Origin of the sequence: Falsiroseomonas sp., assembly GCF_051859025.1 — a bacterium.
Classification (GTDB): Bacteria; Pseudomonadota; Alphaproteobacteria; order Acetobacterales; family Acetobacteraceae; genus Falsiroseomonas.
In genome coordinates, this window is record NZ_JBHYGL010000001.1 from 491612 (window position 1) to 504505 (window position 12894).

Genomic DNA, 12894 nt, shown 5'->3' on the forward strand with positions numbered 1-12894 from the left:
CCGGTTCATGAGTTGGATGTGCGACTGTCGCGTTCGGCCCGCGCTATCACGATGCGCTGGACCTCCGAGGCGCCTTCATAGACGCGCAGCGCCCGGACTTCCCTGTAGAGTTCTTCGGCCTTGTGGCCCTTGGTGACGCCAAGCCCGCCATGGATCTGCACGTTGCGGTCGGCGCAGCGCTGCGCCGCTTCCGTCGCGTGCAGCTTGGCCATTGAGGATTCCCGAGTTACGCGCGCTGCCCCTTGGTCCTTCAGCCAGGCGGCGCGGTAGACGAGGAGTGCGGATGTCTCGACATCCACCGCGCTGTCGGCGATGGCGGCCTGGCTCATCTGCTGGTCGAACAGCGCGCCGCCGAACAGCTTGCGCGATGTGGCGCGCTCCACCGTCATGTCGAAGGCGCGGCGCGCGAAGCCGAGCGCCGCGGCGCCGACCGTCGTGCGGAAGACATCGAGCGTCCCCATCGCGACCTTGAAGCCCTCGCCCGGCTTGCCGACGAGGTCATCGACGGAGACGCGCAGATCCTCGAAGGCCAGCGTCGCCAGCGGGTGAGGGGCCGTCACGTCGATGCGCTCCGCGATGGTCAGGCCGGTCGCGTCGGCGCCCACGATGAAGGCGGAGAGGCCGCGCGCGCCGGGTGCCTCCCCGGTGCGGGCGAAGACGATGTAATGGCCGGCGATGCCGCCATTGCTGATCCAGGTCTTGCGGCCGTTCAGCCGCCAGTGGCCGTTGCCATCCGGCGTCGCGCTAGTGGCCAGTGCCGCGACATCGCTGCCCGCCTCAGGCTCGCTCAACGCGAAGGCGGCGAGTGACGTGCCGGCCCGCGCGCCGGGCAGCAGGCGTTCGCGTTGCTGCGCGGTGCCAAACAGTGTGACGGGGCCGGTGCCGAGCCCCTGCATGGCGAAGGCGAAATCCGCCAGGCCGCTGTGGCGGGCGAGGATGTCCCGCGCGATGCACAGGCTGCGAACGTCGAGCCTGCCATCGGTGGGGCAGGGCACGCGCAGCAGACCCGAATCGCCCATCGCGCGCGCCAGGCGCCGCACGCTGCCATCAACATCATGCTCGTCGGAAAGCGCCTCGGCATGCGCGTCGGCCCAGGCCTCCATCTCCGCCGCCCACTCGCGGTGGCGGGGTTCCAGGAAGGGCCAGGCGAGAAAGGTACGGTCTGCCATCAGTCGCCCTTGAACTGCGGACGCTGCTTCGCGACGAAGGCGTCGTAGGCGCGGCGGAAATCCTGCGTGGTCATGCACAGCGCCTGCGCCACGGCCTCGGCCTCGATCGCCTGGTCCAGCGACATGGCCCATTCCATCTGGAGCATCCGCTTGGTCATCGCATGGGCGAAGTTCGGCCCCTCCGCGATTTCACGCGCCAGCTTGGCGGCCGCTTCCTGCAAGGCATCGGGTGCGTGGAGCGCGTTGAAGAAGCCCCAGGCCAGGGCTTCATCGCCGCCCAATGACCGGCCGAGGTAGAGCAGCTCGCTCGCCCGCCCCTGGCCGATGATCCGCGGCAGGATGGCGCAGGCCCCCATGTCGCAGCCTGCGAGGCCGACGCGATTGAACAGGAAGGCGGTCTTGGCCCGCGCGGTGCCGATGCGGATGTCGGAGGCCATGGCGATGATGGCGCCGGCGCCGGCGGCGATGCCATCGATGGCGGCGATGATGGGCTGCGGGCAGGCGCGCATCGCCTTCACCAATTCGCCTGTCATGGCCGTGAAGCGCATGAGCCCCTTTGTGTCGCGGTCCAGCAGCGGGCCGATGATCTCATGCACGTCGCCGCCGCTGCAGAAATTCCCGCCCTCGCCTGTCACGACGAAGGCCTTCACGGCATCATCGTGCACGGCGGCGCGGAGGATCGCGGCCATCTCGGCATAGCTGTCGAAGGTCAGCGGGTTCTTCCGCTCCGGCCGGTTGAGCGTCAGCGTCGCAACGCCGCCCTCGATATCCAGGCGGAGATGCTGCGCGGCGTAATCCGCCAGGGGGCCGTTGATGGCCGTGATCATGGTGTTTCCTCGGTCGATAGCGCGGCCCTGACGGAGCCCTTGGCCTGGCCCAGCAGGCGGAACAGCGATGCGCGTTCGGGCAGGTCCATCCCGCCCAGCAATTCCGCCACCCAACCCTCATGCGCCGCGGATTGGCGCGCGAATTCACGCTTGCCCTTGGGGGTCAGCCGCAGGACCTGGGCGCGGCGATCGCCGGGCCGCGCGCGGCGTTCCACCAGCCCTTCGGCCTCCAGCCTGGTGGCCAGGCCGGTGACGTTGCCGTTGCTGACCATCATGCGGCGGGAGACATCGCCGAGCGTGAGGCCCGCGGGCGCGCGGTCCAGCGCCGCCAGCAGGTCGAAGCGGGGCAGGGTAGTATCGAAATCGCGGCGCAGCCTGGTGCGGATCTCGCCCTCGATCAGCGTCGCGCAGGTCAGCAGGCGCAGCCAGAGGCGCAGTTCATCCTTGTGGCCGGGCGGCGCGCCGGCCAGCGCGGTTTCTGCATCCACCAGGGCGGGCATCATGTCGTCCGGGGTCACGTCTCCCCCCCATCCACCGCGATCGCCTGGCCGTTGAGGGCGCCGCTGCCGGGAAGGCAGAGCGCCAGCACGGCGGCCGCCACTTCCGTCGGCAGCACGAGGCGCTTCTGCGGGTTGTGCTTCGCGAGTTCCGCGCGGGCCTGTTCTTCGCTGCGCCCGGTGGTGGTGACGATGCGGGCGACGCTTTCCGTCACGATGGCGGTATCGGTAAAGCCTGGACACACCGCGTTCACCGTCACGCCCTTGGCCGCCACTTCCTGCGCCAGCGCCCGCACCAGGCCGAGCAACCCGTGCTTCGCTGCCGTATAGGCGGTGACATAGGGGTAGCCCTTCAGCGCCGCCGTGCTGGCCACCATGACGATGCGCCCGTCCCGTGCCTCCAGCATTCCTGGCAGCACCGCCTGCGCCGCGGCAACCGCGCCCATGACGTTCACGCGCCACATCCTGTCGAACAGCGCGGTATCGGATTTCAGGAAGGGCGCGCTCTCCGCGGCGCCCGCCGCATTCACCAGGATGTCGAAGCGCGGCAGCTCGGGCAGGGCGGTCACATCCGCCACCAGCAACGCCGCCGCATCCCCCGCTTCCACGGCGGCGCGCAGCGGTGCTTCCCGCCGCCCGAGCACCGTCACCACCGCACCCGCCCGCGTCAGCGCTTGCGCGCAGGCGAGCCCGATGCCGGTGCCGCCGCCCGTGACGAGCGCGGCCTTGCCGAGGAGTGGCGACGGTTCCATCCGACCTCCGATGCTTCAAGCCTAAAACATCATCTGGCGGCGGCGCAACCTTGCAATCCGGTTGCCCGCCCAATCTTTGAAGCCTAAAGTATCGGATGTCAGGGGCGGAGGTGCATCGATGCGCATCGCGGTGATCGGCGGCGGCCCGGCGGGCCTCTATTTCTCCATCCTGATGAAGCGGGATTTCCCGCAGGCTCGCATCACCGTGGTGGAGCGCAACCGGCCGGATGACACCTTCGGCTTTGGCGTCGTCTTCAGTGACGCGACGCTTGACACCTTCCAGGCCGCGGACGAGCCCAGCTACCGTGCGATTACGGAAAGCTTCGCCTATTGGGACGACATTGCCATTGTCGCCAAGGGCCAGGAACACCGCATCGGCGGCAATGGCTTCTGCGGTTGCTCCCGCCGCACGCTCCTCATGCTGCTCTCCGACCGCGCCCGCGCGCTGGGCGTCGAGCTGGAATACCGGCGGGAGGCCTCGCCGGAGGACTTCCCGGACGCCGACCTGATCGTCGCCGCCGACGGCATCAATTCCCCCATCCGCGAACGCTTCCGCGACCACTTCGCGCCGGAGGTCGACCTTCGCCCCAACCGCTTCACCTGGATGGGCAGCACGCGCCCCTTCGACGCCTTCACCTTCTTCTTCAAGGAACGGCCGGAGGGCATCTTCATCGCTCATTGCTACCAGTACGAGGCCGGCGCCAGCACCTGGGTCCTGGAAACGGATCCCGACACTTTTGACCGTGCCGGCCTGGGTTCGATGAACGAGTCGGAGTCGGCCGCCTATCTTGAGGATGTGTTTGCCGAGGAACTGCAGGGCCACCGCCTCATCACCAACCGCTCGATGTGGCGGCAATTCCCGACCATCACCTGCGGCCGCTGGGTGAAGGACAACATGGTGCTGCTCGGCGATGCCAAGGCCAGCGCGCATTTCTCCATCGGCTCCGGCACCAAGCTGGCGATGGAGGACGCGATCGGCCTCCACAAGGCGTTCCTCGCCGGCGGCGATGTGCCCGCCTGCCTCCACCGCTATGAGACGGACCGGCGCGAGGATGTGGAGAAGACGCAGCACGCCGCCGGCGTCTCGCTGGTGTGGTTCGAGCATGTGAAGCGTTTCTGGGGCTTCTCCCCCACCCGCTTCGCCTTCGGTGTCATGACGCGGTCGAAGGCCATCACCTGGGACAACCTCGCCCTGCGCGCGCCGGAATTCGTGGCGGAGACGCAGCGTGCGGTAGCGGAGGAAGCGCAGGCCGCGGGGCTCCCGGCCGACCCGCGCAAGCCGCCGATGTTTCAACCGTTTGCTCTGCGCGGGATGCAGCTGGCAAATCGCGTCGTCGTCTCGCCGATGTGCATGTATTCGGCGCCGGAGGGCGTGCCGGGCGATTTCCACGTGGCGCATTACGGCGCGCGGGCCATGGGTGGCGCGGGTCTGCTGTTTACGGAGATGACTTGCGTCAGCCCGACGGCGCGAATCACCCCCGGCTGCGCGGGCCTCTGGAATGATGAACAGCAGGCGGCCTGGACGCGCATCGTGTCGCTCGCCCATGCGACGTCACAGGCAAAATTCTGCCTCCAGTTCGGCCATGCCGGGCGGAAGGGGGCGACGCGGCTGATGTGGGAAGGGATGGACAAGCCGCTGACGGAAGGCGCTTGGCCCATCCTCTCGGCCAGCGCGATCCCCTACTACCCCGAAAGTCAGGTGCCGCGGGCGATGACCCGCGCGGACATGGACCAGGTGAAGGCGGATTTCGTCGCGGCCACGCAGCGCGCCATCGCCTGCGGCTTCGACATGCTGGAACTGCATTGCGCGCACGGCTACCTGCTGGCCAGCTTCCTCTCGCCGCTTACCAACGCGCGGGACGACGAATACGGCGGCAGCGTCGAGAACCGCCTGCGCTATCCGCTGGAGATATTCGCCGCCATGCGTGAAGTCTGGCCAGCGGAAAAGCCGATGTCGGTCCGCATCTCCGCGACCGATTGGGCGGAAGGCGGCCTGACGGATGAGGATTGCCTTTCCATCGCACGTGCCTTCGCAGCGGCCGGTGCCGACCTGATGGATGTCTCCACCGGCCAGACGGTGGCCGATGCCAGCCCGACCTATGGCCGCATGTTCCAGTTGCCCTGGTCCGACATGATCCGGAACGAGGCCGGCATCGCCACCCTATGCGTCGGTAACATCACCAGCGCGGATCAGGTGAATACCATCGTGGCCGCCAACCGTGCCGACCTGGTGGCGCTGGCGCGGCCGCATCTGACGAACCCATCCTTCACCCTGCACGCCGCGGCGCAGTATGGCGTGAAGGACATCGCCTGCCCGCCACAATACCTCTGGGGCAAGGATGCGCTGCTGCGCAACGCGGCGAAGGACCAGGCTGAACTGCGCGACCTGAAGCTCAAGGCCCGCCCGCGGAGCCATAAGCCGGAAGCTGCGTCGCTTCCGCGGGCGGCGGAGTAGCCTCCGCCGCCCGCTGGACGGTCATCAGCCGCGGGGGGCGGCGATCGGCGCCAGCACGAAATCCGTGTTCTCGCCGTTGCTGATGGACCGCGCCGCGACGCCGGGGGCCTGGCGCTGGGCGAACTGGCTATCCAGATACGTCACGGCGACCTCGTTGCCCGGCATCTGCGTGGTCACGACGCGGCCGCCGCCGACGATGTTGCCCTGGTAACCCGGCGCATAGACGATCTCGCTATTCTCGCCGGCGCCCACCGAACGGGGGTAGGAGGTCGCCTCGGCGGCCTGCGCGGTGACGGTGCCGAAGGCGAGGGCGGTGCCGAACAGCGCGGCGGCCAGGGTCAGCTTGGAGGAGATGGTGGTCATGGTCGTTGGCTTTCTTCTCAGAGGGGGTGGCGACCCGATGTCGCCGTCCGTGGCCAGAACATGCCGCCGGCGTGCCCATTCCGGGATTGCCGAATGTTCTTCCTCCGGTATGCGATAATGCATAGCCAGCGTCCGTTACATGCAGTGACATCATGACGCACGGCCTTGACTGGAGCCTCCTCCAGGCCTTCGTCGCGGTGATGCGCTCGGGCAGCCTCTCCGCCGCCGCGCAGATCCTGCGCCTCACCCAGCCCACCGTGGGCCGCCAGATCCGGACGCTGGAGGAGCAGGTGGGGGAGGCGCTGTTCGACCGCACGCCCCAGGGCCTTCGCCCCACGGATCGCGCCATGGCGCTGATGGAACACGCGGAGCAGCTGGAGCAGGCGGCGCAGGCGCTGTCCGCCTCCATCACCGGCAAGCCCGAAAGCCCGACCGGCACCGTCCGCATCACGACGACGGAGGTCTTCGGGATCGAGCGCCTGCCCGCGCTGATGCAACCCTTCCTGCTGACCCATCCCGGAATCACCATCGAGGTCTCTATCGGCATGCAGGTGGAGAACCTGCTGCGCCGGGACGCCGACATCGCCATCCGCTTCTCCCGCCCCGAACAGCCGGAGCTGATCGCACGGCAGATCGGCATGATGGAGCTGGGTTTCTTCGCGTCGGAGGATTACTTGGCGCGGTACGGGGAACCCGCGGGCCTCGACCAGATCTATGGCCATCTCTGGGTCGGGTTCGACCGCGACTCACTCGGCGCGCGCGCGGCGGAGCGGTTGAAGCTGGACGTCGCCGCGACACGCTTCGCCTTCAAGGCGGACAGCATGCTGGTCCAGCGCAACGCCATCGCGAGCGGGCTCGGGATGGGTGTGCTGGAAACGCGCTCCGCCAGCCGCGTGCCGGGTTTGCGGCGGCTTCTGGTTGCTGACTTCGCACCGCGCACGCCGGTGTGGCTGGTGGCGCACGCGGATGTGCGCCAGGGGCGGCGCTACCGCGCCGTCTTCGACCACCTGGCCGCGGTGCTGCCTGCCGAGTTCAAGGACTGACCGTCAGGCGCGCTGCCTGCGGCCTCTGGTGGCCCGCGCCGGTCCGGCGACGGCTCCCTGTTCGTCACCACCAGGCCCGGCCGTGGCTCTTTGACCGCTGGCACGGGCGTAGCTTCATGACGCGGACCACCCCCCATTCAGGTGTTGATCCACGGCGCGCGGCGCCACAGGTCAGCATACTGGGTCTGGGTCGCGCGCATCCGTGCTTCCCACTGCGCGCCGGGCTCCAGCGTCGGCTCGATGAACTGCGCCTCGAAGCTGCGGCGCGTGGCGGGGTCGCTGGCGGCTTCCTGCACGGCGTCGCGCAGGCGCTCCAGGATTCGGGAGGGCGTGTTGGAGGGAACGACCAGGCCGCGCTCCGAGTACATCTCGAAATCCAGGCCGAGGCTCTTGAAGGTCGGCGTCTCCGGCGCGAAGCGGCTGCGCTCCGCCCCGCCATGCGCGATGAAGCGCACGCCATCGGGGTTGGGCGCGTATTCGCCGATGGAGACGCAATTCGCCTGCACCTGGCCGGAGATGAGCGCCGTGCGCTGGATCGGCGCGCCGGTGTAGTGGATCAGCGTGAAGCGCGCCCCCGTAAGGCGCGAGATCTGCGCCATCATCAGGTGATCATCGGTGCCGATGCCGGAGGTGGAGACGACGATCCCCTCGGGATCCGCCAGCGCCCGGCGCACCAGATCCTGCACATCGCGGATCGGGCTGTCGGCGCGCACGATCAGCCCCGTTGGGTCCGTCATGATGTTGCCGATGAAGCCGAAGCTGTCGAGGTTGTACTGCGCCCGCCGCTCCACCGGGACGGTGACGAAGGACGGCATGTTGGTCAGCCCCAGCACCTGCCCATCCGGCCGCGACCGCGCCACATAGGTCAGCGCGACTTCGGAGGATGCCCCGGGCCGGTTCACCACCGTGATGGGCTGGCCGAGCCGCGTTTCCAGATGCCTGGCGAAAAGCCGCGCGACGATGTCTGTGCCACCACCCGGCGCGAAGCCGACGACGAGCTCGACCGGCCGGTCCGGCCGCCAGGGCTGGGCGAAGGCAGGCGCCGCGAGGGGGGCGGCGAGGAAGGCACCGAGAATGCTACGGCGGCTGAGCTGCGACATGATCGAACCTCCAGAACTCGTCTGGTGTTCAAATGCATCGTCAGGGCGCGCAGTTCTATAGCATCATTGCGTCGGTCTTGTGAAAGCTGTGAAGCCGCCGACTCGCCGGCCTGTAAAGCGGTAAAGGCTTTACAGGTGCAGGTAGCTGTCCTTGACCTGCGGCGCGGCCTCCAGCTCCGCGCTGGTCCCGGTCCAGACCGTGCGGCCCTTCTCGATCACCACATGGCGGTCGGCCAGGCGCGTCACGGCGGCCAGGTTCTTGTCGATCAGCAGGATCGCCTGGCCCTCGGCCTTCAGCTGCGCCAGCACGTACCAGATCTCGGCGCGGATCAGCGGCGCCAGGCCCTCGGTCGCCTCGTCCAATATGAGCAGGCGCGGATTGGTCATCAGCGCGCGACCGATCGCGACCATCTGCTGTTCGCCGCCCGAAAGCTTGGCGCCGGGATTGGTCCGGCGTTCGCGCAGGCGGGGGAAGAAGTCATACACCGCGGGCAGCGTCCAGCGCGGCGCGCCGGGTCCGCGATGGGCGGCGGTGGCCAGCAGATTCTCCTCCACCGTCAGGGTCGGGAATACCTGCCGCCCCTCCGGTACCAGGCCGAGCCCCTGGCGCGCCACCTTGTGCGGCGGCAGCCCCGCGACGGCAGCGCCATCGATCGCGATCGCGCCGCCCCAGATGCGCCCGCCGACTGAGGGCAGCAGGCCCATGATGGCGCGGATGGTGGTGGTCTTGCCCATGCCGTTGCGGCCGAGCAGCGTCACCACCTCCCCGGCGCCGATCGCGAGGTCGACGCCGAACAGGACCTGGCTGCCGCCATACCCCGCGGTGAGGCCAGCGAGGCGGATCATGGGACGTCGTCCAGCGTCATCTCATCCTCGCCGAGATAGGCGGCCTTCACCTCGGGGTTCGCGCGGATCGCCTCGGTCGGTCCCGTGGCGATGACGCGGCCATAGACGAGGACGGAGATGCGGTCCGCCAGCGCGAAGACCGCCTGCATGTCGTGTTCCACCAGCACGATGGTGTAGCGGCCGCGGAGCGATCGCAGGATGCCGATCAGCCGCTCCGTCTCCTCCGGCCCCGCGCCCGCCAGCGGTTCGTCCAGCAGCAGCAGCCGGGGCCTGGTCGCGAGCGCGATGGCGAGTTCGAGCTGCCGCTTCTCCCCATGGCTCATCTCCCCCGCCGGAACCTGCGCGCGCGCGGCGAGGCCCACGGCATCCAGCGCCGCCATCGCCGCCTGGTTCAGTGCCGTTTCCGTAGATGCCGGGCGGAAGAAGCGGAAGGAGGACCCGTCGCCGGCCTGCACCGCCAGCGCCGTATTCTCCAGCGCCGTGAAGCCGGCGATGACGGAGGTGATCTGGAAGCTGCGCGCCAGGCCGAGCCGCGCCCGGCGGTGCAGCGGCAGCGCCGTGATGTCCCGCCCGCCGAAGAACACCTGCCCGGCATCCACCGGCAGCACGCCGCTGATCTCATTGATCAGCGTCGTCTTGCCCGCACCGTTGGGGCCGATGATGGCGTGGATCTCGCCCGGCGTGACGTCGAGCGACACGTCATCCGTCACGGCCAGCCCGCCGAAGCGTTTCTTCAACCCGCGAAGGGACAGCAGCGCCTCAGCCACGGCGGAACCCCCTCGCGACCTGGGCGGGGATGCCGGAAAGCCCGCCGGGCAGCCACAGCACGGCCAGGATGAGCAGCACGCCGAAGATGATGCGCCAATGCTCCCACTGGTGGGACAGCCACTCCTCCAGCAGCACGAAGCCCAGCGCGCCGAGCATCGCGCCATGCAGCCCGGACAGGCCGCCGAGGATCACCATGAACAGCAATTCGCCGGATCGCTGCCAGGAGATGTAGGCGGGTGCCACGAATTCCGCGGCGTTGGCGAAGAGGAACCCCGCCGCGCCGCCGATGGCGCCGGCGATGACGTAGGCGGTGAGCCGATAGGGATAGGGCGAAAAACCCAGCGCCTGCGCGCGCATCGGGTTGCCCTTCACCGCGCGCATCACGCGGCCGAAGCGCGACGCCATCAGCATCCGGCACAACAGCCAGGCCAAGGTCAGCGCGCCGAGGCAGACATAGTGGAACGCCAGCTTGTTCTCCAGCAGCCGCCCGCCGGCCACGGTGCTACGGGCATAGAGCGTGTAGCCATCGTCGCCGCCATAGCCCGCGAGCGAGGTGGCGGTGAAGAAGGCCATCTGCCCGAAGGCCAGCGTGATCATGATGAAGTGGACGCCGCTGGTCCGCACCGCGACCGCGCCCGTCACCAGCGCGAAGCCCGCGGCGGCCAGGATGGCGACGGGCAGGACGATATGCGCCTCCACGATCCGCGCATCGTCCAGGATCACCACGGCATAGGCGCCGAAGCCCATCATCGCCGCATGGCCCATGGAGACGAGGCCCGCACCGCCGACGAGCAGGGAGAGCGAGACCGCCGCCATCGCCAGGATCATGGCGCGGGCCAGCAGCGTCAGCACATAGCCTTCGCCGAACCCCGCGAAGGGTGCGGCGGCCAGCGCGCCCAGCAGCAGCAGGGCCGGCAGTTCGGATCGGAGCTGGCGCATCAGGACGCCCGCACCGGGAACAGCCCCGCGGGCCGGAAGGCCAGGATCGCCGCCATGGCGATGTAGATCAGCATGGAGGACAGCGCCGCGCCGACCTGTCGTGCCTCCGACGGCGAAAGGAACAGCCGCATGAGGTCCGGCATCAGTGACCGCCCCAGCGTCTCCACGAGTCCGACCAGCAGCGCCGCCAGGAAGGCGCCGCGGATGCTGCCGATGCCGCCGATGACGATGACGACGAAGGCGAGGATCAGGAGGTTGTCCCCCATCCCGGGCTCCACCGAGAGGATCGGCGCCGCCAGCACCCCCGCAAAGCCCGCCAGCATGGCACCGAAGCCGAAGACCACCATGAACAGCCGCCGGATATCGACGCCGAGCGCCGCCACCATCGGCGCGTTGGTGGCGCCCGCGCGCACCAGCATGCCGACCTTGGTGCGCTCCACTAGCCACCACAGCAGCCCGGCGGTGGCGAGCCCCCCCGCGATGATGGCGAGCCGGTAGGTGGGATAGAGCAGCCCGTCCATCACGCGGATGCCGCCCGTCAGCGCATCGGGCAGCGGCACCTGTAGCGGCGCCGCGCCGAAGACCATCTTCACGCCCTGGTTCAGCACCAGGATCACGCCGAAGGTCGCCAGCACCTGCGCCATGTGGTCGCGGTCATACAGATGCCGGAAGACCAGGAATTCCAGCAGCAGCCCGACCAGCAGCGCGGCCGGCAGCGCCAGCAGCAGTGCCGCCCAGAAGCTGCCGGTCTGCGCGGCGAAGAAGGCGGCGAGATAGGCGCCCACCATGTACTGCACGCCATGCGCCAGGTTGATGAAATCCATCACCCCGAACACAAGCGTGAGCCCCGCCGCGATGAGGAAAAGAAGGATGCCGAGCTGCAGGCCATTCAGGCCCTGCACCAGCAGGAGCGTCGTCGACATCCCTCGTCCCGTCCCTCAGGCCGCGGGCATGCGGCATTCTTGCGCGAAGGGATCGACGATGTTGTCGAACACCTTCCGCTCATGCTCGGTCTGGAACTTGCCATCCGCGCGCTTCGCCACCTTGGCCAGCCAGAAATCCTGGACGGGGAAGTGGTTGGCGCCGAAGGCGAAGTTCCCGCGCACGCTGCGGAAATCCGCCGCCCGGATGGCGGTGCGCAGCGCGCCCTTGTCGGCCAGATTGCCGCCGGTCCGGCGGATGGCGCTGTCCAGCAGGAAGGCGCTGTCATAGGCATGGGCAGCGTAGCTGGCGGGCACGTAGTTGAACTGGCCCTCGAAATCCCGCACGAAGCGCGCGTTCTGCTCGTTGGGCAGCGTCGGCGTCCAGGTGGTGCCGGTGAAGAAGCCGACCGCCGCATCGCCCTGCGCCGGCAGCACCGCCTCATCCACCGTGAAGGCGGACAGGAACGGGATGTTGCCGAGCCCGGCCTGGCGATACTGCCGCACCAGATTCACGCCGAGCCCGCCCGGCATGAAGGTGAACAGCGCATCCGGCCGCGCCGCCGCGATGCGCGCCAACTCCGCCGAGAAGTCGAGCTGCGTCAGCGGCGTGTAGATCTCGTCCACCACCTCGCCCCGGAAGCGGGACTTGAAGCCGGCCGCGGCATCGCGCCCCGCCTGGTAGTTCGGCGTCATGATCATGACGCGGCGGTAGCCCGCATCCTGCGCCGCCTGCCCCATCACCGCGTGGTTCTGGTCATTGACGTAGGAGGTCGCGAAGAAGAACGGGTTGCAGCCGCGCCCCGCGAAGGGGGAGGGGCCTGCATTGGTGGAGATCAGGAAGGTCTGCGTCTCCGTCACCGGACGCATGATGGCGGCCAGGATGTTGGAGAAGACGACACCCACGATCACGTCGCAGCGGTCGCGCTCGATCGCCGCGCGTACCTTGGTCACGGCGACATCGGGGCGAAGCTCGTCATCGATGACCAGCACTTCGGCACCGCGGCCGCCGAGGCGGTTCTCCAGGTGCCGCATGCCCAGCATGAAGCCGTCCCGCAGATGCGTGCCCAGCGACGCCTGCGGCCCCGTCAGCACCGCGACGAGCCCCACCTTCACCGGCGCCGCCTGCGCGCGCGCCACCAGCGGCATGGCCAGCGCCGAGGCGCCGAGACCCAGCGCAGCGCGCCGGCCCAGTTCAAAACGCATCATCGTTCC

13 protein-coding genes are annotated in these 12894 nt (G+C 68.9%); 2 read left to right on the top strand and 11 right to left on the bottom strand.

All coding sequences use genetic code 11. From position 1 onward, the window contains the following. Window positions 1-5 precede the first annotated feature (5 nt). From ACTIE5_RS02510 to ACTIE5_RS02525, 4 genes are read right to left on the bottom strand one after another with little or no spacing between them, the layout of a single operon-like run. The gene (locus tag ACTIE5_RS02510) at window positions 6-1169 is read right to left on the bottom strand and encodes an acyl-CoA dehydrogenase family protein (RefSeq protein ID WP_439548112.1); all 1164 of its coding nucleotides are present in this window, start codon (window positions 1167-1169) and stop codon (window positions 6-8) included. Further along, entirely contained in the window at window positions 1169-1996 is an 828-nt protein-coding gene (locus ACTIE5_RS02515) for an enoyl-CoA hydratase family protein (RefSeq protein ID WP_439548113.1), read from the bottom strand. Before ACTIE5_RS02515 ends, ACTIE5_RS02510 begins: the two co-directional genes overlap by 1 nt. Continuing rightward, a complete protein-coding gene (locus ACTIE5_RS02520) occupies window positions 1993-2514 on the bottom strand; it encodes a MarR family winged helix-turn-helix transcriptional regulator (protein ID WP_439548114.1) in 522 nt (173 codons plus the stop codon). Before ACTIE5_RS02520 ends, ACTIE5_RS02515 begins: the two co-directional genes overlap by 4 nt. Further along, on the bottom strand, window positions 2511-3245 hold the full coding sequence (locus ACTIE5_RS02525) for an SDR family NAD(P)-dependent oxidoreductase (RefSeq protein ID WP_439548115.1): 735 nt from the start codon (window positions 3243-3245) through the stop codon (window positions 2511-2513). Before ACTIE5_RS02525 ends, ACTIE5_RS02520 begins: the two co-directional genes overlap by 4 nt. Window positions 3246-3363: 118 nt before the next feature. On the opposite strand from ACTIE5_RS02525, the gene ACTIE5_RS02530 reads away from it, so the two are divergent. Next, window positions 3364-5700, top strand: coding sequence for a bifunctional salicylyl-CoA 5-hydroxylase/oxidoreductase (locus tag ACTIE5_RS02530; RefSeq protein WP_439548116.1), 2337 nt, complete (start codon window positions 3364-3366; stop codon window positions 5698-5700). Between the two features lie 24 nt (window positions 5701-5724). Here ACTIE5_RS02530 and ACTIE5_RS02535 read toward each other — a convergent pair whose 3' ends face one another. Then, entirely contained in the window at window positions 5725-6063 is a 339-nt protein-coding gene (locus tag ACTIE5_RS02535; protein WP_439548117.1) for a hypothetical protein, read from the bottom strand. A gap of 152 nt (window positions 6064-6215) precedes the next feature. Between ACTIE5_RS02535 and ACTIE5_RS02540 the strand changes: the two genes are divergently transcribed. Then, entirely contained in the window at window positions 6216-7106 is an 891-nt protein-coding gene (locus ACTIE5_RS02540; protein ID WP_439548118.1) for a LysR family transcriptional regulator, read from the top strand. 137 nt (window positions 7107-7243) lie between these two features. On the opposite strand, the gene ACTIE5_RS02545 is transcribed toward ACTIE5_RS02540, so the two are convergent. From ACTIE5_RS02545 to ACTIE5_RS02570, 6 genes are all read right to left on the bottom strand, one after another. Beyond that, on the bottom strand, window positions 7244-8206 hold the full coding sequence (locus ACTIE5_RS02545; protein ID WP_439548119.1) for a tripartite tricarboxylate transporter substrate binding protein: 963 nt from the start codon (window positions 8204-8206) through the stop codon (window positions 7244-7246). A gap of 129 nt (window positions 8207-8335) precedes the next feature. Then, window positions 8336-9052: an ABC transporter ATP-binding protein gene (locus tag ACTIE5_RS02550; RefSeq protein WP_439548120.1), complete on the bottom strand. Its 717-nt coding sequence runs from the start codon at window positions 9050-9052 to the stop codon at window positions 8336-8338. Next, complete coding sequence (locus tag ACTIE5_RS02555) at window positions 9049-9819, bottom strand: ABC transporter ATP-binding protein (protein ID WP_439548121.1); 771 nt, start codon at window positions 9817-9819, stop codon at window positions 9049-9051. The genes ACTIE5_RS02550 and ACTIE5_RS02555 overlap by 4 nt, the downstream gene beginning before the upstream one ends. Next, window positions 9812-10759: a branched-chain amino acid ABC transporter permease gene (locus ACTIE5_RS02560; RefSeq protein WP_439548122.1), complete on the bottom strand. Its 948-nt coding sequence runs from the start codon at window positions 10757-10759 to the stop codon at window positions 9812-9814. The genes ACTIE5_RS02555 and ACTIE5_RS02560 overlap by 8 nt, the downstream gene beginning before the upstream one ends. Next, window positions 10759-11682 (bottom strand): branched-chain amino acid ABC transporter permease, encoded by a 924-nt coding sequence (locus tag ACTIE5_RS02565; RefSeq protein WP_439548123.1) that lies wholly within the window; start codon window positions 11680-11682, stop codon window positions 10759-10761. The genes ACTIE5_RS02560 and ACTIE5_RS02565 overlap by 1 nt, the downstream gene beginning before the upstream one ends. A 15-nt stretch (window positions 11683-11697) precedes the next feature. Beyond that, window positions 11698-12888, bottom strand: coding sequence for an ABC transporter substrate-binding protein (locus tag ACTIE5_RS02570; RefSeq protein WP_439548124.1), 1191 nt, complete (start codon window positions 12886-12888; stop codon window positions 11698-11700). Window positions 12889-12894: the final 6 nt, after the last annotated feature.

What these genes read in the sequence shown, in the direction of transcription:
- ACTIE5_RS02570 (WP_439548124.1), bottom strand. Translation starts at nt 12,888, where the DNA reads ATGATGCGTTTTGAACTGGGCCGGCGCGCTGCGCTGGGTCTCGGCGCC.
- ACTIE5_RS02545 (WP_439548119.1), bottom strand. Translation starts at nt 8,206, where the DNA reads ATGTCGCAGCTCAGCCGCCGTAGCATTCTCGGTGCCTTCCTCGCCGCC.
- ACTIE5_RS02510 (WP_439548112.1), bottom strand. Translation starts at nt 1,169, where the DNA reads ATGGCAGACCGTACCTTTCTCGCCTGGCCCTTCCTGGAACCCCGCCAC.
- ACTIE5_RS02535 (WP_439548117.1), bottom strand. Translation starts at nt 6,063, where the DNA reads ATGACCACCATCTCCTCCAAGCTGACCCTGGCCGCCGCGCTGTTCGGC.
- ACTIE5_RS02525 (WP_439548115.1), bottom strand. Translation starts at nt 3,245, where the DNA reads ATGGAACCGTCGCCACTCCTCGGCAAGGCCGCGCTCGTCACGGGCGGC.
- ACTIE5_RS02565 (WP_439548123.1), bottom strand. Translation starts at nt 11,682, where the DNA reads ATGTCGACGACGCTCCTGCTGGTGCAGGGCCTGAATGGCCTGCAGCTC.
- ACTIE5_RS02540 (WP_439548118.1), top strand. Translation starts at nt 6,216, where the DNA reads ATGACGCACGGCCTTGACTGGAGCCTCCTCCAGGCCTTCGTCGCGGTG.
- ACTIE5_RS02515 (WP_439548113.1), bottom strand. Translation starts at nt 1,996, where the DNA reads ATGATCACGGCCATCAACGGCCCCCTGGCGGATTACGCCGCGCAGCAT.
- ACTIE5_RS02530 (WP_439548116.1), top strand. Translation starts at nt 3,364, where the DNA reads ATGCGCATCGCGGTGATCGGCGGCGGCCCGGCGGGCCTCTATTTCTCC.
- ACTIE5_RS02550 (WP_439548120.1), bottom strand. Translation starts at nt 9,052, where the DNA reads ATGATCCGCCTCGCTGGCCTCACCGCGGGGTATGGCGGCAGCCAGGTC.
- ACTIE5_RS02560 (WP_439548122.1), bottom strand. Translation starts at nt 10,759, where the DNA reads ATGCGCCAGCTCCGATCCGAACTGCCGGCCCTGCTGCTGCTGGGCGCG.